At 64.2% G+C, this 20,812-nt stretch carries 20 protein-coding genes and 2 tRNA genes; 15 read left to right on the top strand and 7 right to left on the bottom strand.

The window, feature by feature from the left end:
* The first annotated feature begins 1 nt into the window (after nt 1).
* The 8 genes from cobU (at nt 2) to AC5QPF_RS08045 (ending at nt 5,434) form a co-directional block, all read left to right on the top strand.
* On the top strand, nt 2-523 hold the full coding sequence (cobU, locus tag AC5QPF_RS08010; RefSeq protein ID WP_494962724.1) for a bifunctional adenosylcobinamide kinase/adenosylcobinamide-phosphate guanylyltransferase: 522 nt from the start codon (nt 2-4) through the stop codon (nt 521-523).
* Nucleotides 520-1,575 (top strand): nicotinate-nucleotide--dimethylbenzimidazole phosphoribosyltransferase, encoded by a 1,056-nt coding sequence (gene cobT, locus AC5QPF_RS08015; protein WP_494962725.1) that lies wholly within the window; start codon nt 520-522, stop codon nt 1,573-1,575. Before cobU ends, cobT begins: the two co-directional genes overlap by 4 nt.
* The gene (cobC, locus tag AC5QPF_RS08020) at nt 1,572-2,138 is read left to right on the top strand and encodes a histidine phosphatase family protein (protein WP_494962726.1); all 567 of its coding nucleotides are present in this window, start codon (nt 1,572-1,574) and stop codon (nt 2,136-2,138) included. The genes cobT and cobC overlap by 4 nt, the downstream gene beginning before the upstream one ends.
* A 136-nt stretch (nt 2,139-2,274) precedes the next feature.
* Entirely contained in the window at nt 2,275-3,003 is a 729-nt protein-coding gene (locus AC5QPF_RS08025) for an adenosylcobinamide-GDP ribazoletransferase (RefSeq protein ID WP_494962727.1), read from the top strand.
* A 55-nt stretch (nt 3,004-3,058) separates the two neighbouring features.
* Entirely contained in the window at nt 3,059-3,463 is a 405-nt protein-coding gene (locus AC5QPF_RS08030) for a MarR family transcriptional regulator (protein WP_494962728.1), read from the top strand.
* A gap of 61 nt (nt 3,464-3,524) precedes the next feature.
* On the top strand, nt 3,525-4,727 hold the full coding sequence (locus tag AC5QPF_RS08035; protein WP_494962729.1) for an MFS transporter: 1,203 nt from the start codon (nt 3,525-3,527) through the stop codon (nt 4,725-4,727).
* A complete protein-coding gene (locus tag AC5QPF_RS08040) occupies nt 4,724-4,846 on the top strand; it encodes a hypothetical protein (protein ID WP_494962730.1) in 123 nt (40 codons plus the stop codon). The genes AC5QPF_RS08035 and AC5QPF_RS08040 overlap by 4 nt, the downstream gene beginning before the upstream one ends.
* A gap of 39 nt (nt 4,847-4,885) precedes the next feature.
* The gene (locus AC5QPF_RS08045; RefSeq protein WP_494962731.1) at nt 4,886-5,434 is read left to right on the top strand and encodes a glutathione peroxidase; all 549 of its coding nucleotides are present in this window, start codon (nt 4,886-4,888) and stop codon (nt 5,432-5,434) included.
* A gap of 1 nt (nt 5,435) precedes the next feature.
* Here AC5QPF_RS08045 and AC5QPF_RS08050 read toward each other — a convergent pair whose 3' ends face one another.
* Nucleotides 5,436-5,696: a DUF2798 domain-containing protein gene (locus AC5QPF_RS08050; protein WP_494962732.1), complete on the bottom strand. Its 261-nt coding sequence runs from the start codon at nt 5,694-5,696 to the stop codon at nt 5,436-5,438.
* 118 nt (nt 5,697-5,814) lie between these two features.
* On the opposite strand from AC5QPF_RS08050, the gene AC5QPF_RS08055 reads away from it, so the two are divergent.
* Nucleotides 5,815-6,750, top strand: coding sequence for a LysR substrate-binding domain-containing protein (locus tag AC5QPF_RS08055; RefSeq protein ID WP_494964140.1), 936 nt, complete (start codon nt 5,815-5,817; stop codon nt 6,748-6,750).
* A gap of 46 nt (nt 6,751-6,796) precedes the next feature.
* Here the strand turns inward: AC5QPF_RS08055 and AC5QPF_RS08060 are convergent, their stop codons facing one another.
* The 3 genes from AC5QPF_RS08060 to AC5QPF_RS08070 all read right to left on the bottom strand — a co-directional run bounded on the left by AC5QPF_RS08060 (nt 6,797) and on the right by AC5QPF_RS08070 (nt 9,201).
* The gene (locus AC5QPF_RS08060; RefSeq protein ID WP_494962733.1) at nt 6,797-8,083 is read right to left on the bottom strand and encodes an outer membrane protein transport protein; all 1,287 of its coding nucleotides are present in this window, start codon (nt 8,081-8,083) and stop codon (nt 6,797-6,799) included.
* A 148-nt stretch (nt 8,084-8,231) separates the two neighbouring features.
* A complete protein-coding gene (locus tag AC5QPF_RS08065; RefSeq protein ID WP_494962734.1) occupies nt 8,232-8,714 on the bottom strand; it encodes a hypothetical protein in 483 nt (160 codons plus the stop codon).
* A gap of 262 nt (nt 8,715-8,976) precedes the next feature.
* The gene (locus AC5QPF_RS08070; RefSeq protein ID WP_494964141.1) at nt 8,977-9,201 is read right to left on the bottom strand and encodes a hypothetical protein; all 225 of its coding nucleotides are present in this window, start codon (nt 9,199-9,201) and stop codon (nt 8,977-8,979) included.
* A 954-nt stretch (nt 9,202-10,155) separates the two neighbouring features.
* On the opposite strand from AC5QPF_RS08070, the gene AC5QPF_RS08075 reads away from it, so the two are divergent.
* The gene (locus tag AC5QPF_RS08075) at nt 10,156-10,584 is read left to right on the top strand and encodes a tetratricopeptide repeat protein (protein ID WP_494962735.1); all 429 of its coding nucleotides are present in this window, start codon (nt 10,156-10,158) and stop codon (nt 10,582-10,584) included.
* A 200-nt stretch (nt 10,585-10,784) separates the two neighbouring features.
* Entirely contained in the window at nt 10,785-12,176 is a 1,392-nt protein-coding gene (locus AC5QPF_RS08080; RefSeq protein WP_494964142.1) for a DNA recombination protein RmuC, read from the top strand.
* On the opposite strand, the gene AC5QPF_RS08085 is transcribed toward AC5QPF_RS08080, so the two are convergent.
* Complete coding sequence (locus AC5QPF_RS08085) at nt 12,148-15,624, bottom strand: NahK/ErcS family hybrid sensor histidine kinase/response regulator (protein WP_494962736.1); 3,477 nt, start codon at nt 15,622-15,624, stop codon at nt 12,148-12,150. The genes AC5QPF_RS08080 and AC5QPF_RS08085 overlap by 29 nt on opposite strands.
* Before the next feature lie 212 nt (nt 15,625-15,836).
* Between AC5QPF_RS08085 and AC5QPF_RS08090 the strand changes: the two genes are divergently transcribed.
* Nucleotides 15,837-16,979, top strand: a complete 1,143-nt coding sequence (locus AC5QPF_RS08090) for an SLAC1 family transporter (RefSeq protein WP_494962737.1) — start codon at nt 15,837-15,839, stop codon at nt 16,977-16,979.
* A gap of 98 nt (nt 16,980-17,077) precedes the next feature.
* On the top strand, nt 17,078-18,952 hold the full coding sequence (locus AC5QPF_RS08095; protein ID WP_494962738.1) for an MFS transporter: 1,875 nt from the start codon (nt 17,078-17,080) through the stop codon (nt 18,950-18,952).
* A gap of 10 nt (nt 18,953-18,962) precedes the next feature.
* Here the strand turns inward: AC5QPF_RS08095 and sugE are convergent, their stop codons facing one another.
* Nucleotides 18,963-19,280, bottom strand: a complete 318-nt coding sequence (gene sugE / locus AC5QPF_RS08100) for a quaternary ammonium compound efflux SMR transporter SugE (protein ID WP_494962739.1) — start codon at nt 19,278-19,280, stop codon at nt 18,963-18,965.
* A gap of 220 nt (nt 19,281-19,500) precedes the next feature.
* Complete coding sequence (rdgC, locus tag AC5QPF_RS08105; protein ID WP_494962740.1) at nt 19,501-20,421, bottom strand: recombination-associated protein RdgC; 921 nt, start codon at nt 20,419-20,421, stop codon at nt 19,501-19,503.
* A gap of 159 nt (nt 20,422-20,580) precedes the next feature.
* On the opposite strand from rdgC, the gene AC5QPF_RS08110 reads away from it, so the two are divergent.
* A tRNA-Val gene (locus AC5QPF_RS08110) sits at nt 20,581-20,656 on the top strand.
* A 16-nt stretch (nt 20,657-20,672) separates the two neighbouring features.
* Nucleotides 20,673-20,749 (top strand) — tRNA-Asp (locus tag AC5QPF_RS08115).
* The last annotated feature ends 63 nt before the right edge of the window (nt 20,750-20,812 follow it).

The following is a 20,812-nucleotide window of genomic DNA, read 5'->3' on the forward strand; positions in this document are numbered from 1 at the left end:
CATGCTCAACCTGATTCTCGGCGGTGCCCGCTCCGGCAAGAGCCGCCTGGCCGAACAACGCGCCGTGGCCAGCGGCCTGGCGGTGACCTACATCGCCACCAGCGAACCGCTGGACGGTGAAATGAGCGCGCGGGTGCAACTGCACCGCGAGCGTCGGCCGGTCGAGTGGGGGCTGATCGAGGAGCCGCTGGCGCTGGCCCGGGTGTTGCGCGCCGCAGCTGCGCCTGACCGTTGCCTGCTGGTGGATTGCCTGACCCTGTGGTTGACCAACCTGCTGATGCTCGATGATCCGGCGCGCCTGGCCGCCGAGCGCGACGCGCTGCTCGATTGCCTGGCCGAACTGCCGGGAGAAATCATCCTGGTCAGCAACGAAACCGGCCTGGGCGTGGTGCCCTTGGGCGAACTGACCCGTCGTTATGTCGATGAAGCCGGCTGGTTGCACCAGGCCGTCGCCGAACGTTGCCAGCGGGTGATCCTCACTGTTGCGGGCCTGCCGCTCTACCTTAAAGGAACCGAATCATGACCCAGGCCTGGTGGCTGGAAACCTGCCGCGTCGCGGACGAGAACGTGCGTGAACAAGCCTTTGCGCGCCAGCAGCAACTGACCAAGCCGGCCGGCTCGCTGGGCCGCCTGGAACAGGTGGCGGTGGAGTTGGCGGCGTTGCAGGGGCAACTGAAGCCGAGCCTGGACCAGGTCTGGATCAGCATCTTCGCCGGCGACCACGGCGTGGTTGCCGAAGGCATTTCCGCCTATCCGCAGGAAGTCACCGGGCAGATGCTGCTCAACTTCGTCAGCGGCGGCGCGGCCATCAGCGTCCTGGCGCGACAGCTGGATGCGCGGCTGGAAGTGGTCGATCTGGGCACGGTGAACCTGGCCCTGGACCTGCCGGGCGTGCGCCATGAGCGCATCGCCGCAGGTACCGCCAACTTCGCCAAAGGGCCGGCGATGAGCGAGGAGCAGGGCGTACGCGCCTTGCAAGCTGGCCGCGACAGCGCCTTGCGCGCGTTGGCGGCAGGGGCGCGCCTGTTTATCGGTGGCGAGATGGGCATCGGCAATACCACGGCGGCCAGTGCGCTGGCCTGTGCCTTGCTGGACTGCCCGGCCAGCGAACTGAGCGGCCCCGGCACCGGCCTGGATGCTGCCGGGGTGCGACACAAAGCTGAGGTGATCGAGGCGGCGCTGCGTCTGCACGAGTCAGCCAAGGGCGATCCGCTGCAGGCGCTGCTGCGGGTCGGCGGGCTGGAAATCGCCGCGCTGGCCGGCGCCTACCTGGCCTGCGCCCAGGAAGGCGTGGCGGTGCTGGTGGATGGCTTCATCTGTTCGGTGGCGGCGTTGCTGGCGGTGCGTCTGAATCCGTCGTGCCGGCCTTGGCTGTTCTTCGGCCATCGCGGTGCGGAGCCCGGTCATCGCCGAGTGTTGGAGGCGCTAAAAGGCGAGCCACTGCTGGAACTGGGCCTGCGTCTCGGCGAGGGCAGTGGTGCCGCACTGGCGGTACCGCTGCTGCGCCTGGCTTGTGATCTACACGGGCAGATGGCGACTTTCGCCGAAGCGGCGGTGGCGGATCGTCCGGCATGATCCTTGACCTGTTGCGCCACGGCGAGACCGAGCTGGGTGGCGGCTTTCGCGGCAGTCTGGACGATGCCCTGACCGAGCAGGGCTGGGCGCAGATGCAGGCGGCGGTGGTAGGCGGTGGGCCCTGGGATCGCCTGGTCAGCTCGCCGTTGCAGCGTTGTGCGCGGTTCGCCGAGCGTCTGGCCGGGCAACTGGATCTGCCGCTGGCGCTGGAGCCGGGACTGCAGGAGCTGCATTTCGGGGATTGGGAAGGGCGTAGCGCTCTGGAACTGATGGCCGATCACGAGCAGGCGCTGGGGCAGTTCTGGAATGATCCTTATGGCTTCACGCCGCCTAATGGCGAGGCGGTAGAGGCGTTTTCCGGACGTGTGCTGGATGCCCTGACGCGGTTGCACGGGGCCCATGCCGGCGAGCGGGTGCTGCTGGTGACCCATGGCGGGGTGATGCGCCTGTTGCTGGCGCGGGCGCGGGGGTTGCCGCGGGAGCAGTTGTTGCAGGTGCAGGTGGGGCATGGGGCGATGCATCGCTTGCAAGTCGATGCCGATAACCTGCAAGAAATCTGCTGAACGACGCCGAACCCTGTGGGAGCGGGTTTACCCGCGATTACGATAGTGAATTCACCGACGCAATCGCGGGTGAATCCGCTCCCACAAGGATCGCGTCGAGCTTCAGCTTGTTGTTTCTTTCATGAAGGACCGGCCAATGCTGCCATTCTGGATCGCCCTGCAATTTCTCAGCAGCCTGCCGGTAACCCTGCCAGGCATGCCCGAACCCCGGCAGACCGGTCGATCTCTGCTGTTCTATCCTGCGGTCGGCCTGTTCTTCGGTCTGCTGTTGTGGGCCCTGGACAGCCTGCTTCAAGGCGCCCAGCCCCTGCTCCACGCTGCCTTGCTGCTCAGCGCTTGGGTCCTGCTCAGCGGCGGCTTGCACCTGGACGGCCTGGCCGACAGCGCCGACGCCTGGCTTGGCGGCTTCGGCGACCGCGAGCGTACCCTGCTGATCATGAAGGACCCGCGCAGCGGGCCGATCGCCGTGGTCACCCTGGTGCTGGTGCTGCTGCTCAAGTTCTGTGCGCTGCTGGCCGTTGTCGATGCGGGGCAGGGCATGTTGCTGGTGCTGGCCCCTGTCGTGGGTCGGGCTGCGATGCTGGCCCTGTTCCTCACCACGCCCTACGTCCGCCCCGGCGGACTCGGCCAGGCCCTGGCCGAGCACCTGCCGCGCCATGCCGCAGGCTGGGTACTGGCACTGACGGCAGTCGGCTGCCTGTGGCTGGGTGGCCTGTGGCCCCTGCTCGCCACCGTTATCGCCTTTTATGCCTTGCGCCGTTCGATGCTGCGCCGCCTCGGCGGCACCACTGGCGACACCGCCGGGGCCCTGCTGGAACTGCTCGAACTGGTGGTTCTGCTGAGTCTCGCCCTGTCCTTCGGTTGAAATATTCTGTAACTGCATCTTGCGTCGCGACAGACGCGGGTATATACACGCATTCATGTTGACCAGTACCTGCATCTGCACCCATCTGCGTCGCGCTGCCCGTGGGGTGAGCCGGCATTACGACGAAGCCCTCGCCGGCTTCGGCATCAATGTCGCCCAGTTTTCCCTGCTGCGGCACCTGCAACGCCTCGACAAGCCGAGCATCTCGATCCTGGCCGAGGCCATGGGCCTGGACCGCAGCACCTTGGGGCGCAACCTCAAGGTGCTGGAGGCCGAAGGACTGGTGGCCCTGGCCGAGGGTGACGACCTGCGCAACCGCGTGGTGTTGCTCACCGAGGAGGGGGCGGAGCGCGTGCGCATCGCCGCACCTGCCTGGGAAAAGGCCCAGGAAAGCCTGGTGGACAACCTGGGTGAAGAACAGCGGGATGAACTGGTCCGCTTGCTGAAACAGTTGGCCTGAGCGTTTACCGACCTTAAGCGGGTATATACCCGCAAACCTTGCGGAACGGGAGAGAAGAAAAATGACATCCGTATGGCGTACCAGTGGCTGGATACTCCTGGGCGCGGCGCTGATTCTCGCCCTGTCGCTGGGCGTGCGACACGGCTTCGGCCTGTTCCTGGCACCGATGAGCGCCGAGTTCGGCTGGGGCCGTGGCGTGTTCGCCTTCGCCATCGCCCTGCAGAACCTGATGTGGGGCCTGGCCCAGCCGTTCGCCGGGGCCCTGGCCGACCGTCTCGGCGCTGGCAAGGTGGTGATCATCGGCGGGGTGCTGTATGCCGTCGGCCTGGTACTGATGGGGCTGTCGGATTCGCCGGTGACCTTGTCCCTGAGTGCTGGCCTGTTGATCGGTATCGGCCTGTCGGGCACTTCGTTCTCGGTGATCCTCGGCGTGGTCGGCCGCGCCGTGGCTCCGGAGAAACGCAGCCTGGCCATGGGTATCGCCAGCGCCGCCGGCTCCTTCGGCCAGTTCGCCATGCTCCCCGGCACTCTGGGCCTGATCAACTGGCTGGGCTGGTCGCTGGCCTTGCTGGTGCTGGGCCTGATGGTGGCCTTCATCGTGCCGTTGGTGGGCCTGCTCAAGGACCGTCCTCTGCCCGCGCAAGGCCATGACCAGACACTCGGCGAAGCCCTGCGCGAGGCCTGTTCCCATTCCGGGTTCTGGCTGCTGGCCCTGGGTTTCTTCGTCTGCGGATTTCAGGTGGTGTTTATCGGCGTGCACCTGCCGGCCTATCTGGTCGACCAGCACCTGCCGGCGACCACCGGCACCACGGTGCTGGCCCTGGTCGGCCTGTTCAATATCGTCGGCACCTATACCGCCGGCTGGCTCGGCGGGCGCATGTCCAAGCCGCGCCTGCTGACTGCCCTATACCTGCTGCGGGCGGTGGTCATCGTGCTGTTCCTGTGGGCGCCGATCACCACCTTCAGCGCCTACCTGTTCGGGATCGCCATGGGCCTGCTGTGGCTGTCCACCGTACCGCTCACCAACGGCACCGTGGCCACCCTGTTCGGCGTGCGCAACCTTTCCATGCTCGGTGGCATCGTCTTCCTCTTCCACCAGTTGGGGGCGTTTCTCGGTGGCTGGCTGGGCGGGGTGGTTTACGACCAGACCGGCAACTACGACCTGGTCTGGCAGATCTCGATCCTGCTCAGCCTGCTGGCGGGCGCCTTGAACTGGCCGGTGCGTGAGCGTCCGGTGGCACGCCTGCAGGCCGCCTCGGCATGAGTCGCTATCGGGGTTGGCTCACCGGGCTGGTGCTGGCGGCCGTGCTGCTGGCCCTGGCCTGGTGGGGCTGGCAGCGCGGCGGCCTGGCGCTGATGCAGTTGGGCATGGGCGTCTGTTAGGGGTAGTCTGATTCTTCGTACAACGAATGGAGAATCGTCATGCATTCACGCCTGTTGATCGCCGCCATTGCCCTGGGCTTCAGTGGCCTGGCCCTGGCTGATGGCTGTCCGGCCCTGCTTCAGGGCGATTTGCCCAAGCTGGGCAACAAGAAACCCATCGACCTGTGCCAGCAGTTCGGCGGCAAGCCGCTGGTGGTGGTCAACACCGCCAGCTACTGCGGCTTCGCCCCGCAGTTCGAAGGCCTCGAAGCGGTCTACAAGGAGTACCACGGCAAGGGCCTGGAAATGCTGGGCGTGCCGTCCAACGACTTCAAGCAGGAAGACGCCGACAGCGCGAAGACCGCCAAGGTCTGCTACGCCAACTACGGCGTCACCTTCACCATGACCGAGATGCAGCCGGTACGCGGCGCCGATGCCACGCCGCTGTTCAAGGAACTGGCGCGGCAGAGCGCGGCGCCGAAGTGGAATTTCTACAAGTACGTGGTCGATCGCCAGGGCAATGTGATTGCCCAGTTCTCCAGTCTGACCAAGCCGGACGACCCGGACTTCCGCGCAGCCATCGACAAAGCCATCGCTTCGCGGCCCTGACTCAGTCCGCCGGGTGCACGGTCCAGGCCACCAGCTTGACCACGATCGGCCGCACCACCAGCACGCAGGCGAAGGCCACCGGCATGGCTAATTGGTAGGCCTTCAGCACGTTGCCCAGGTAGTTTTCGTCGATCCCGCTGTTGGCAGCGGTGATCACGAAGCACATCAGCATCGCCATGATCGATGACATGTAGAAAGCGAAGACGAAGGGTGTGGCGCGAACACCGAGTTTCAAGATGCGACGGGTTGCCCGTGACTCCATGGGGATTCCTTGGGTGATGGGGGAATGGTGCAGGTTAACAACGCGCCGGCGAGGCAAGTAGACGGGCAGGGGTTAGGTCTTTATAAAGGAAAACTTACGAATCCCCTGGAGCCTGATGGTGAATCTGCTCGGCCTGATCAAGAGTTTCATCAAGGTGGTCGAGGCCGGCAGCATTGCCGGTGGCGCACGCAGCCTCGGTCTCAGCGCCGCAGCGGTGAGTCAGAACATCGCCCGTCTGGAGGCGCACCTACAGGTGCGCCTGCTGGCGCGGACCACCCGGCGCATGGTGCTCACCCCCAGTGGCAGCCTTTACTACGACAAGGTCCGGCATATCGAGCGCGACCTGGAAGCGGCGCAACTGGCGATTACCACGGTAGACAGCGAGCCACGCGGCCGCCTGTGCATTGCCAGTACCTCGGCGTTCGGTCGGCATGTGCTGGCGCCGTTGATTCCCGAGTTCAGCGCGCTTTATCCCGGTCTTTCGATCGAGTTGCTTACGAGTGACAACCGTGTCGATCATGCCCGACAAGGCGTGGACGTGAGCCTGCGCATCACCCCGCAACTGGAAGACGGCCTGCTCGCCCGGCAGATCGCCCGGGTCCCGTTCATCTGCTGCGCGTCCCCCGGCTACCTGGCTCGCGAGGGCTGGCCGCAAAGCCCCGAGGAACTCAAACTCCGTCGCTGCCTGGTATTCCGTTATCCGGTGGATGGGCGCTTTTTGCGCTGGGGCTTCGTCCGCGAGGGCCTGCGCTTCGATGCCGAGTTCGGCGACGTGCTGATCAGCGACGATATCGATGTCCTGGCGCAGATGGCGGCGCGGGACGGAGGGATTACCCGGCTTGCCGAGTTCGTCGCGCGGCCGTTCCTGGAGCGGGGCGAGCTGGTGCCGTTGTTCGAGGATGCTGGCGGGAGCCGGGCCTATGCGCAGACCGAGCCGATGGATGTCTACCTGTGCGTTAGCGAGCGCTTCGCCCTGACGCCGAAGGTGCGGGCGTTCATGGCGTTTCTGCAGGCCAGCCTCGGCGAGCAGTGGGCGGTGAAATCCCGGGCATGAAAAAACCGCCCGGGAGGGCGGTTTCTTCATGCAGCCAGTACGGAAATCAGAAGCGGTAGGTCAGGGATGCGCCCAGGCCGTGTGCACTGTTTTCGTAGGTGGCGGCGTACGAACCTTTGAAGTGCGCAGGGTCGCTCACCGAGGTGGACTGGTTGATCTTCGCGTCTTCTTCCCACAGGTAGGAGTAGGCGACGTCGATGGTCATGTCGTCGCTCGGGCTCCAGCCTGCACCGATGCTGAAGATCTTGCGATCGCCAGTCGGGATGCGGGGCGAGCGGTTGACGTTGTTGGTCGGCGACTGGTCGACGGTGAAGCCGGTACGCAGGGTCCATTCCTTGTTCAGCTTGTAGGACGCACCGATGGCGTGGGCCCAGGTGTCATGCCAGTTCTGCTCTTCGCTGATCTGGCTCAGTGCAGGAGCCAGGTCTGCCGGCACGCCGTCGTTGTTGACGGTGATGGCTTCCAGGCGGCTCCAGCGGGTCCAGGTACTGCCTGCGTAGAGGGTCCACTGGTCATCCAGTTCGTGGGTGACGGAGAAGTCCACCGACTCGGGGGTCTTGATCTTCAGCGAGGCGTCGTACTTGCTGCCGCTGTAGAAGCTGAAGCCGGAGCCCTGGATCTTGGTCTTGCCTTCGAGCTTGTAGTCGACCTTCGAGTGGTAGGTCAGGCCGAGGCGGGTGCGGTCGGTGGCCTGGACCAGGACGCCGACGTTGAAGCCGATGGCGGTGTCATCACCGGAGATCTTCACCTTGCCATCGTTGAGGCCCGGGGTGACGCGGTTCAACGCCGCGGATTCCAGGGTGCCGTCGATGCGGTTGATGGTCGGGCCGAAACCGATCGAGACCTTGTCGTTGAAGGCGTAGCTGACGGTCGGTTGCAGGGTCACGACCTGTACTTCGCTCTTGCTGCCGAAGTAACGGCCGGCAAAGCCGTTCTCGTAGTCGGTGACCAGGCCGAACGGCACGTACATGCCCAGGCCAACGGTCCAGTTGTCGTCCAGTGGCTTGACGTAGTAGCCCATCGGCACGCCTACCACCGGGACCATGTCGCCGTCGTTGCTGCCACCGAAGGTGCCACGGGCGTTCTTGATGTCGGTCTTGGCGATCACGGCAGCGCCGCCGACGGTAACTTGCTCGCGTTTCAGCCGCGACATGCCGGCAGGGTTGCCGTACACGGTACTGGCATCATCGGCGGCTGAGGAACGACCGGCAAAACCGGTGCCCATGCCGCTGACGCTTTGTTCGTTGAGTGCGAAACCACTGGCAAGCAGGTTGGAAGAGGCCAGGGTCACCGCGAGGGCGAGGGTGCTTTTGATGAGTGTGACTTTTTTCATTATTAGAAACTCCAGGGGATCACCGTGGCGCAAATTACCAACATTTTCTGGCACGCGCTATAGCCTCAATCGCAGGAGATAGAGCGTTTTTGTAGGACAATCCGACCAGAATTGGCAATTTATTCCGTTTTTGTTTGTAGGTATTTTCCTAACATGCCTGATGTTCCACGGGCGCGATGCAGGCCTGCCAGGCCCGGGTGAAGTCGCGCAGCCGGCCTTGCGGCTGGAAAATCTGACGCCAGATTTTTGCCAGTCCGAGCAGGTCGTCGGCTTCCGGCAAATGGGGCGCCTGTTCTTCGATCAACATCCATGCGATGGCGGTGGCGTAGCGCAGGTTCACCGTCAATTCCAGATGAGGGCCATTGAGAAAAGCATGCTGACTAGCCAGACCGCGGACTAGGCTCGCCAGTTCCGGATCTCGGGCGAGAAAGTGGTCCCAGACCGATTGGTGACGTAGTTCGGCAATTCGGTACAAGCCGTGACCGCGACGATCATGAAGGGCCGCGCCAAGGGCCGACTGGCTGGCCGCCACGCCGAGCAGCAGGGCTTCGGCGCAGGGGCTGTGGCGATTCAGGTAGATCAGCGTCGGCCGGATTACGTATTGGCTCAACTCGCTCGCGGCGATACCCATGATGCCCTCGAACTGGAAGATGGCCGGCGGGACGCTGGTGCTTGGCAGCAGTGTGGATCGGGATCAGGCCCGCCGGAAGCGGACAAGGCCGCTTGACTTGAAGTGTAGTGTCATATTCCGGCTGTAAAGGGCTGTTTTTAAATCATTTCCGGCATTTCGTTATAGGTCATATGCCGATCGGTGCTTAGCGGCGGAGCGGGGAAAAAGGGTCAAGCAGATAGCGAAAGCCCCTCTGGCGAGGGGCTTTGGAGTGAGTGGTCCATCAGGCGACCAGCGCCTGACGGGTCCGGTCGATTACCGCCTGCAGTGGCTCGGCACGTGAGTATTGCTCGGGGTACAGGCGTTCGCTGTGCTGGGCGATACCGTTTTCATCGACCAGGGTGAAGCTGAAGCTGTTCTTGCGAGAGGCGAGAATGATGCAGTTCAGCGGCGCGAAGGCCTGGGACAGGGTGCGGATGGCCGCTTGGGTATGGGTGTTGTAGTTCATCATTGTTGGACGTTCCTGCATGAGATACGGCAAGTTTGAGCCGTATATATTTCAAACGTTCCAGTGACGCGGGCCTTTAGAGGCAAAATGCGGCAGAACCTGTCTGGAACAGGGCAGCCAGTGATCGAGCGCAATATAAGAGTGGCGCCTTGGGCTGACTGGTAGGTACTTCGGAAGACGGGCAACACGCCAGGGCAATAGGTTCTGCGCCTCTGGGTGAGGATCCTGTTCAGTCTGCTGGTGTGGGCTCTGCGGGGCGAGTATGGGGTTGCCCGGGGAGCTTTGCTTTGGCGGGTCCTGGTTTCAGCAGGATGGCCCTTGGGGGAGGGCGATGCTGCAAGGACCGCTTTGGCCAGAATTGACTTTCAGCTTGGTACTAACGGCGGCGAAGATACCGGTTTCCGTGCTTGTGTGCAAGTTTTTTCATCTCTCTTGCGGCGAGCCGACCATTATGTCCATTTCGACCCTTCCTGGGAAGCCCCGTTTTTCGCTGCGAACGGCCGCGATGGTGCAGTGGATCGCCTCGCTTTGGGGCGCTTGTGCACACGTGGGGCGACCTGTGTCACAACTTTGTAACGCCCCTGTAGAGCTCACCCATTGACCGGTCCGCACTGACAAGTCAATGAAAAAAAACACTTTTTTTAGCTGGTGAAAAAATCGTCAGTTTGACTGGAGGCCCCATTCTACCGGGGTTTGCGGGGTGTCTTGAGCGGTTGTCCACTGAGTTATCCACAGCTTCTGTGGATTGTCCCAAGCGGTTGCTCTAGGACGGGCGTGCCAGCAGGTCGGAGGCTGTCGGACAATTTTCCGGTGAGGTAGTACTGGCTAAAAAATCACCTCGGAAAGATCAAGAAAAAAGATGAGAAATTTCTGAAAAAATTTCAGAAATGACCAAGGCGGTCGTCGGAAAAATCGGGTAGAGTGCGCGCCCCAAGAAGTGTCCTGCCCGTTTTTATGAAGTTTCGCGGTCGATCCTCCGATTCAAATCCTCCCTCGACACCTGTTTCCGAACCCCGGCGCCTGTCGCTGAAGGTGGCCTTGTGGCTGCTGGACAGCCCGCGTCTGGGTGACAAGCCCCAGGTCAAGCATTTCGCCGGGCGCCTGCTCAAGCAGCCGGCTCGCGAAGGAGTGGTGGTGGCACAGAGCCGCCTGGGGCAGATGCTCTGCCGCGACTGCGGCAATGCTCGCGACCGGCGTATCGGCCACGATCTGCTGCGCCAGGCTGCGCGCGCGGGTGATCGCCGTGCCCAGCTGGAATATGGCCGCCTGTGCAGTCGGCCGGAGGTCAACGAGCCCGAGCAGGCCCGCCATTGGCTGGAGCAGGCTGCGGCCAAGGGCTCGGCGGAGGCGGGGCGTCTGTTGCAGCAATTGCCGCGCGGGTAGCGCGGTAGACAGGGGGTGTATAAATATCCAGCCCTGGACTGGTAAGCTCAGCGGGATTTTTTCCGGGGGTGAGCATGCTTTCGATGGTTGCAATGGATCTGACCAGCCTGGTGCTGGGTATGTTGCTCGCGGCCGTGCCGGCGACGGTGGTGCTGGTGCGCTGGCAGCGCCAGCATAGCGAGCGCCAGGCGCAACTGGTCTTGCAGCAAGAGCGCCTGAGCGGCGCCTTGCTGGCCCAGGAGGGACTGCAGGCGCAACTGGACGCCAGTCGTGACGAAATCAGCGACCTGAGCCAGGCCAACAGCGCCAAGCAGGCCAGTCTCGCCGCCCAGGCCCGCGAGCTGGATCTGCTGCAGATCGACCGCGACAACGCCCGCGATGCGGCCCACGCCTGGAGCCTCGAACGCAGCGCCCGCGAAGCCGAACTGCGCCGCCTCGATGCCCGTTGCGCCGCCCTCGACGCCGAACTGCGCGAGCAGCAGGACAGCCACGCCCAGCGCCTCGCTGACCTGCAGGGCTCTCGTGATGAGCTGCGCGCCCAGTTCGCCGAAATGGCCACGAAGATCTTCGACGAACGCGAGCAGCGCTTCGCCCAGACTAGCCAGCAGCATCTCGGCCAGCTTCTCGATCCCCTCAAGGAACGTATCCAGGCGTTCGAAAAACGCGTGGAAGAAAGCTACCAGCAGGAATCGCGCGAGCGTTTCTCCCTGGGCAAGGAGCTGGAGCGCCTGCAGCAGCTCAACCTGCGCCTCAGCGACGAAGCGACCAACCTGACCCAGGCGCTCAAGGGCCAGAAGACCCAGGGCAACTGGGGCGAACTCATCCTGGAGAAAGTCCTGGAGCACGCCGGCCTGGAAAAGGGTCGCGAGTACCAGACCCAGGTCAGCCTGAAGAGCGCCGATGGCGAGCGCTTCCAGCCCGACGTGCTCATCATGTTGCCGGGTGACAAGCAGGTGGTGGTGGATTCCAAGGTCAGCCTGACCGCTTACCAGCAGTTCATCGGCGCCAGTGAGGAGGATGTCGCCCAGGCCGCGCTGAAGCAGCACGTGCATTCCCTGCGCAGCCACGTGAAGGGCCTGTCGAGCAAGGACTACAACCGCCTCGACGGCCTCACCAGCCTGGATTTCGTCCTGCTCTTCGTGCCTATCGAGGCGGCCTTCTCGGCAGCGCTGCAGGCCGAGCCGAACCTGTTCCAGGAAGCTTTCGACCGGCAGATCGTGATCGTCAGTCCGACCACCCTGCTGGCCACCCTGCGGGTCATCGACAGCCTGTGGAAGCAGGAGCGGCAGAGCCAGAACGCCCGGGAAATCGCAGAGCGTGCCGGTTGGCTGTACGACAAGTTCGTGCTGTTCATCCAGGACCTGGACGAGCTGGGCAACCGCCTGCAGCAGGTGGACAAGGCCTACTCGGCGGCGCGCAACAAGCTCTGCGAAGGGCGCGGCAACCTGATCAGCCGCAGCGAGCAGCTCAAGCTGCTGGGTGCCCGCGCCAGCAAGAGCCTGCCCGGCGACCTGCTGGAAAAGGCCATGGCTGCCGGCGGCGGTAGCCCGGTTAACGATGGCCTTATTGCACCAGACTCAGATGCCGATTGAGCAGGGCGCGCAGAGCCGCTGGCTTGACCGGCTTGCTCAGGTAGTCGAGACCGGCGGCATGCACCTTGGCCATGGTCTCGCCATGTCCGTCGGCGCTGATCACTACCCCTGGCACCGGCTCGCCGAGGCGGGTGCGTAGCCAGGCCATCAGCTCGGTACCGATCTCGCCGTCGTCGAGGTGATAGTCCACCAGCGCCAGGTGCGGGCGCAGGCCTTTTTCCAGCAGCGCCGCGCATTCCTCGCGGTTACGCGCAGTCCATACCTGGCAGCCCCAGCGACTGAGCAGGCTGTTCATGCCGATCAGGATGCTGTCCTCATTGTCCACGCACAGTACCTGCAAGCCGGCCAGTGGCTGGCTTGCCTGTTCCGGGGACTTCACCGGCTCCGGCGCGAGGGCACTGGCCAGCGGCACGCTGACCCGGAACACGCTGCCCTTGCCGGTCCACGAACGCACTTCCAGCGGATGGCCGAGCACCTTGCACAGGCCGTCAGCGATCGCCAGGCCCAGGCCCAGGCCTTTCTCGGCGCGGGTCTGGTGGCTGTCGAGGCGTTTGAATTCCTCGAAGATCACCTGCAGCTTGTCGTCGGCGATGCCCGGCCCGCGGTCCCAGACTTCCAGCCACAGGTTGCCGTGGTCGCGCCGTACGCCGAGCAGGATCGGGCTCTTGCCGTAGCGGAAGGCATTGGTCAGGAAGTTTTGCAGGATCCGCCGCAGCAGCTTCATGTCGCTGTGCACTCGCAGGCGGCTGCCGCGGACGCGGAAGTCCAGGCCGTGCTCGCGAGCCAGTACGGTGAACTCGGCGCCAAGGGTGTCGAACAGTTCGTTGAGGGCAAAGGGCTTGGCGTCCGGTGTGATCTTGCCGTTCTCCAGGCGCGAGATGTCCAGCAGGTCGCTGATCAGCTCTTCCGCCGAGCGCAGCGAACTGTCCATGTGCTGTACCAGTTGCTGGGCCTCCTGCGAGAGACCCTCGGCCTGGTGCGACAGCGCCGCAGAGAACAGCCGTGCGGCGTTCAGTGGCTGCATCAGGTCATGGCTGACGGCCGCCAGGAAGCGGGTCTTGGACTTGTTCGCGGCCTCGGCATGGCTCTTCGCCTCGGTCAGCGCCAGGTTCAGTTGCGACAGCTCGCGGGTGCGCTCGGCAACCCGTTGTTCGAGGCTTTCGTTGGAGTCCTTGAGCACCTTCTCGGCCTCGCGGAACGGGGTGATGTCAGTGAAGCTCATGACGAAACCGCCGCCGGGCATCGGGTTGCCGATCAGCTCGATTACCCGGCCGTTGGGGAACAGGCGCTCGGACGTGTGCGCGCGGCCCTGGCGCATCCAGTGCAGGCGCCGCGCCACATGGACCTGAGCCTCGCCGGGGCCGCACAGGCCGCGCTCGGCGTTGTAGCGGATGATGTCGGCGATCGGCCGGCCGACGCTGATCAGTCCGTCCGGGTAGTTGAACAGTTCCAGGTAGCGCCGGTTCCAGGCCACCAGGCGCAGCGACTGATCGACTACGCTGATGCCCTGGCTGATGTTCTCGATCGCCCCTTGCAGCAGGGCGCGGTTGAACTGCAGCACCTCGGAGGCTTCGTCGGCGATGCGCACCACGTCTTCCAGCTGCATGTCGCGGCCTTCGATGGCCGCCTTGACCACCGCCCGGGTCGACGAGGTGCCGAGCACGCCGGCGAGCAGGCGCTCGGTGTGTTCGATCCATTCGCCGTCGGCGTTCTGGTTGGGGTTGAAGCCCTTGCCCTGGCGATAGGCGAAGCGGATGAAGCTCTGCCGTGCGCGCTCCTCGCCGACGAAGCGCGCGGCGAGGTGCAGCAGGTCATCGATCTGCACCGCCAGCAGCGAGCGGTTGCTCGGCCGCGCGCTGCTCTGCTGGCCAATGAAGCGCCCGGCCTGCCAGTGTTCGGTGACCCGGGTGCGAGAGAGGATCGAGACCCAGGCGAAGACAATGAAGTTGCCCGCCAGGGACAACACCACGCCCTGGGTCAGTGGGGTGATCGGCAGTCCCAGCGGATTGCCGTGCAGCCAGTCCAGGCCGGGGAACACGGTCAGTGGCCAGCCCAGGCTGTGGGCGGCGATTGGCAGGACCAGGGTGTAGAACCAGAGGAAGGTGCCGGTGGCGAGGCCGGCGAAAACGCCGCGGCGGTTGGCTTGTTTCCAGTACAGCGCGCCGAGCATGGCCGGGGTCAGCTGAGTCACAGCGGCGAAGGCGATCTGGCCGATGGTCGCCAGGCTGGCGGTGGAGCCCAGCAAGCGGTAGCTGACGTAGGCCAGCAGGAGGATGACCACGATGGTCACCCGGCGCACCGTGAGCATCCAGTGGCGGAAGGCTTCGAAGGGGCGCTCGGCGTTGTTGCGGCGCAGCAGCCAGGGCAGCAGCATGTCGTTAGAGACCATGGTCGACAGCGCCACCGCCTCGACGATGACCATGCCGGTGGCCGCCGAGGCGCCGCCGATGAAGGCCAGCAGGGCCAGGCTCGGATGGGCCTCGGCCAGGGGCAGGCTGATGACGAAGGAGTCGGAGATCACCGCGTCGGGCAGGAGCATCTGCCCGGCCAGGGCGATCGGCACCACGAACAGCGCGGCGAGCACCAGGTACAGCGGGAAGACCCAGCGCGCCAGGCGCATGTCCTGAGGTTCGATGTTCTCCACCACGGTGACCTGGAACTGCCGCGGCAGGCAGATGATCGCCATCATCGCCACCCCGGTCTGCACCACCATGGACGGCCAGTTGATGGTCTCTTGCCAGTAGCTGTCCAATGCCGGCGCGGCACGGGCCTGGCTGAGCAGGTCGTCGAAGCCGTCGTACAGGTTGAACACCACGAAGGCGCCGACGGCGAGGAAGGCCGCGAGCTTGACGATGGCTTCGAAGGCGATGGCCAGGACCATGCCGCGGTGGTGTTCCGTCACGTCCAGGCTACGGGTGCCGAAAACGATGGAGAACAGCGCCAGCACCAGCGACACCACCAGCGCGGTGTCCTGCACGCGGCTGCCTGTGGCGTCGGCATTGGCGCCGATCAGCAGGTTGACGCCGAGGACGATGCCTTTCAGTTGCAGGGCGATATAGGGCAGCACGCCCACCAGGCAGATCAGCGCCACCACCACCGCCAGGGTCTGTGATTTGCCATAGCGCGCGGCGATGAAGTCGGCGATGGAGGTGATGTTCTCCTGCTTGCTGATCAGCACCATCTTCTGCAGCACCCAGGGCGCGAACATCATCAGCAGCACGGGGCCCAGGTAGATCGGCAGGAACGCCCAGAGCTGCTCGGCGGCCTGGCCGACGGCGCCGAAGAAGGTCCAGCTGGTGCAGTACACCGCCAAAGACAGGCTGTATACCCAGGCCCGCAGGCGCGGTGGCAGGGGCGTGCCGCGGCGGTCGCCGTAGAAGGCAATGGCGAACATGATGGCCATATAGGCCAGGGCGACCACCGCGATCAGCCCGCTGGACAACGACATGATGACTCCGACGCAAATAACTGTTTACCACCACGATCAGTCAGTCTGGCACGTCCCTGAGGCTTCGTCAGCGCCGACCAAGGTCGCAGCGGCAGGGCGTCGCAGGGTTATATCTGCTGAATCGATAACAGATAGAGAAAATAACCGTTATATGGATATTCCTTTTGGTTGTAGGGTGGATTCACCTCATGAGAGGACAGGAGACAACCACCATGCCTTGCCAGACCGCCACCCATCCCTTGCGCCCCTTCAACCAGCTGGCGCACCCCCGTGAAGTGATCCGCCAGTTCACCCCGAACTGGTTTGCCGTGGTCATGGGCACCGGGGTGCTGGCGCTGGCCTTGCCCCAGGCGTTCCCCGGCCTGCACGGCGTCGCCGAGGCGCTGTGGTGGCTGGCGATCGGCCTGTTCGTGCTGTTCAGCGTGCTCTACGGTGCGCGCTGGGTGCTGTTCTTCCATGAAGCGCGGCGGATCTTCGGGCATTCCACCGTCTCGATGTTTTTCGGCACCATTCCCATGGGCCTGGCCACGCTGCTCAACGGCGCGCTGGTATTCGGCCTGGCGCGCTTCGGTGATGGCCTGCTGCCCTGGGTGGAAGCGCTGTGGTGGATCGATGTGGCGATGGCGCTGCTGTGCGGCGTGGCCATTCCGTTCCTGATGTTCACCCGCCAGGAACACAGCATCGACCAGATGACCGCGGTCTGGTTGCTGCCGGTGGTGGCGGCGGAAGTGGCTGCGGCCAGCGGTGGCCTGCTGGCGCCGCACCTCACCGACACCCTGCGGCAGTTCCAGGTGCTGGTCACCAGCTATGTGCTGTGGGCGGTGTCGTTGCCGGTGGCGTTCAGTATCCTGACCATCCTGATCCTGCGCATGGCCCTGCACAAGCTGCCGCCGGCGCACATGGCGGCGTCGAGTTGGCTGGCGCTGGGGCCGATCGGCACCGGGGCGCTGGGCATGTTGCTGCTGGGCGGTGATGCCCCGGCGATCTTCGCCGCCAATGGCCTGGCCGGGTTTGGCGAGATCGCCCGGGGGATTGGCCTGATCGCCGGGATCGTGTTGTGGGGCTGCGGATTCTGGTGGTTGCTGACGGCGGTGCTGATTACCTTGAAGCACATGCACCAGGGCATGCCGTTCAACCTTGGGTGGTGGGGCTTCACCTTTCCGCTGGGGGTGTATGCCCTGGCCACGCTGAAGCTGGCGAGCTGGTTGGGGCTGGGGTTCTTCCAGGGCATGGGGGCACTACTGGTGCTGGCGCTGGTGGGGTTGTGGGTGATGGTGGGGTGTCGGACCCTTTGCGGTGCCTGGCGGGGGGAGCTATTTGTTTCTCCCTGCATCAAACAGGCTTGCCAGCGATAGGGCCATAGGGCTGGCCGCAGGGAAAGGTTATCCGGCAAAGTGTGGCTTTTCCCGCCCTCGGCGCCTCAAATCACAAAGCCCGACCAGGTACACGGACGATGAGCCACACCTCGCAGTTCACCTTGCTCAGGAAGCGCCGCTTCCTGCCCTTCTTCATCACCCAGTCCCTGGGTGCCTTCAACGACAACCTGTACAAGCAATCGCTGATCCTCGCCATCCTCTACAAGCTGAGCATCGGCGGCGATGGTTCGATGCTGGTCAACCTCTGTGCCTTGCTGTTCATCCTGCCGTTCTTCCTGTTCTCGGCCCTGGCCGGGCAGTTCGGCGAGAAGTACGCCAAGGATGCGCTGATCCGCACCATCAAGCTGGCCGAGGTGGCGATCATGGCCATCGGCGCCGTCGGCTTCCTCTATAACCAGCTGTGGCTGATGCTCCTGGCGCTGTTCGCCATGGGTACCCACTCGGCGCTGTTCGGCCCGGTCAAGTACTCGATCCTGCCCCAGGCCCTGCACGAGGAAGAACTGGTGGGCGGCAATGGCCTGGTGGAGATGGGCACCTTCCTGGCGATCCTCGCCGGGACCATCGCCGCCGGGGTGATGATGTCCTCGGCCTCCTATGCGCCAGTCGTCGCCTGCGGCATCGTCCTCACCGCAGCCCTGGGCTATCTCGCCAGTCGCTTCATCCCCCGCGCCGCCGCCGCGTCGCCGGAACTCAAGCTGCAATGGAACATCTTCGCCCAGACCGCTGCCACCCTGCGCATGGGCCTGGGCCAGACCCCGGCGGTATCCCGCTCGATCGTCGGCAACTCGTGGTTCTGGTTCGTCGGCGCCATCTACCTGACCCAGATCCCGGCCTACGCCCAGGTCTGGATGCACGGCGACGAAACCGTAGTGACCCTGATCCTCACCCTGTTCTCGGTGGGCATCGCCCTCGGCTCGCTGCTGTGTGAACGCCTCAGCGGGCGCAAGGTGGAAATCGGCCTGGTGCCGTTCGGCTCCTTCGGCCTGACCCTGTTCGGCCTGCTCTGGTGGTGGCACTCCGGGGATATCCCGGCGGCGGCCGCGCCTTACGACTGGTTGGCCCTGCTGGGCATGGCCAAGGCCTGGTGGATTCTGCTGTCGATCGTTGGCCTTGGCGTGTTCGGCGGCTTCTATATCGTGCCGCTGTATGCGTTGATCCAGGCGCGCACGCCGGAAGACCAGCGGGCCCGGGTGATTGCCGCGAACAACATCCTCAACGCGCTGTTCATGGTGGTCTCGGCCATCGTCACCATGCTCCTGCTCGGTGTGGCCGGGCTGGAAATCCCGCAGCTGTTCCTGGTGGTTTCGCTGCTCAACATCGCGGTCAACGCCTATATCTTCAAGATCGTTCCCGAGTTCAGCATGCGTTTCATGATCTGGCTGCTGAGCCACTCCATGTACCGGGTCAAGCATCGCGACCTGGAACGGATACCCGACGAAGGTGCGGCGCTGCTGGTGTGCAACCACGTGTCGTTCGTCGATGCCCTGTTGATCGCCGGGGCAGTGCGCCGGCCAATGCGTTTCGTCATGTACTACAAGATCTACAACCTGCCCGTGCTGAACTTCGTGTTCCGCACCGCCGGGGCGATTCCCATCGCCGGGCGCAACGAGGACCGGGCCACTTACGACCGTGCCTTCGAGCGGATTGCCGAGTACCTGGAGGAGGGCGAGCTGGTGTGCATCTTCCCCGAAGGCAAGCTGACTCTGGATGGCGAGATCGACGAGTTCAAGGGCGGCGTGCGGCTGATCCTCGAACGCACGCCGGTGCCGGTGATTCCGTTGGCGTTGCAGGGGTTGTGGGGGAGTTTCTTCAGCCGGGACCCGGCCAAGGGCTTTTTCCGCCGCTTCTGGTCGCGGGTGACCCTGGTGGCCGGCACCGCGATTCCGGGGGAACAGGCGGAGCCGGCGCTGTTGCGCGAGCGGGTAGGGGAGCTGCGCGGGGAGGTACGGTAAATAAAGAAGGTCAGCTTGCGCTGACCTTCAGGCCCACCAGGCCGGTGATGATCAGCGCAACGCTGACCAGGCGCACCAAAGCCATGGATTCACCGAACAGGATGATCCCGGCGATCACCGTGCCGACGGCGCCGACGCCAGTCCAGATGGCGTAAGCGGTGCCCAGCGGCAGTTCCTTCATGGCCAGGCCGAGCAGGCCGAGGCTGATGGCCATGGCGGCGACGGTGAGGACGGTGGGCAGGGGGCGGGTGAAGCCGTCGGTGTATTTCAGACCGACGGCCCAGCCGACTTCGAAGAGGCCGGCGAAGAACAGGATGATCCAGGACATGGCGGGTACTCCATCAAGTGATGGGGCCGTCCCCGGATGTTCACGCGGTGCGTCGCGAGGTCGTCCTCGCAGTGCGCACTATAGTGCACATCTTTGATGCCCGGATCAAATTTCCCGGACCGACGCGCACCCTGTGGGAGCGGGTTTACCCGCGATTGCTATGGTGGGCTCACTACCGCAATCGCGGGTGAACCCACTCCCACAGGGTTGGCGGTGCTCGTCAGATCCCCTGCGGAATCTCTTCCCCGCCCAGCGCCTCGAACAGCGCCGGCAGGAACTCGGTGAAGGTCAGCATCATCAGGGTGAAGCTGGCATCCAGCTGACCCAGCGCCTCGTCACCGCCGTCTTCCTCGGCCTGGTCCTGCAGCAGTTCTTCGAACTTCAGGCGCTTGATCACCGTCTTGTCGTCCAGCACGAAGGACAACTTGTCCTGCCAGGCCAGGGACAGCTGGGTGACCTGCTTGCCGGTGCCCAGGTGCATCTGGATTTCGTCGCTGGTCAGGTCCTGGCGCTTGCAGCGGACGATGCCACCGTCTTCGTGGGTGTCGCGCAGTTCACACTCGTCCAGTACATGGAAGTCCGGCGCGGCCTGCTGGTTCTTCACCCAGTCGGTCATGGTCGCGCTTGGCGCGATTTTCACCGTCACCGGACGCACCGGCAGCGAGCCCATCACTTCACGCAGGGTCGACAGCAGGTCTTCGGCACGCTTGGCGCTGGCCGAGTTGACCAGGATCAGGCCCAGCTTAGGCGCGATGGCGGCGAAGATCATCGCCCGGCGAATGAAGGCGCGGGGCAGGAAGGCCTGGACGATCTCGTCCTTGATCTGGTCGCGTTCCTTTTTATAGACCTTGCGCATCTGCTCGGCCTCGATCTCCTCGACCTTCTCCTTGACCGCATCGCGCACGACGCTGCCTGGCAGGATACGCTCTTCCTTGCGCGCGGCGATCAGCAGGAAGTCACCACTGACGTGCACCAGCGGCGCGTCCTCGCCCTTGCCGAACGGCGCGACGAAGCCATAGGTGGTCAACTCCTGGCTGGCGCATGGGCGGGCTGGCTTGCTGGCGAGGGCCGCTTCCAGCGCCTCGGCGTCGAACGGGATGTCCTGGGTCAGGCGATAGCTCAGCAGGTTTTTGAACCACATGGGGCGAATCTCTCCTCATTACATAAGGGGGGCATTATTCTCCGAGCGACGCTTCCAGGCCAACCCCGCTAAGTCGTTGGAACGCCTGAAAATTTTTTTTCAAAAAGTGCTTTACAGACCTTGGGGTGCTCCGTAGAATGCGCGCCACACCGAGACGATGGGTGATTAGCTCAGCCGGGAGAGCATCTGCCTTACAAGCAGAGGGTCGGCGGTTCGATCCCGTCATCACCCACCAAATCTCAGTGTTACGCGCAGCGGTAGTTCAGTCGGTTAGAATACCGGCCTGTCACGCCGGGGGTCGCGGGTTCGAGTCCCGTCCGCTGCGCCATATTCGCTTCCAGGGCCCACTGAACACCCGGAAGCAACAGAAAAGCGACCTTCGGGTCGCTTT

The organism is Pseudomonas sp. Con_6 (assembly GCF_059379395.1).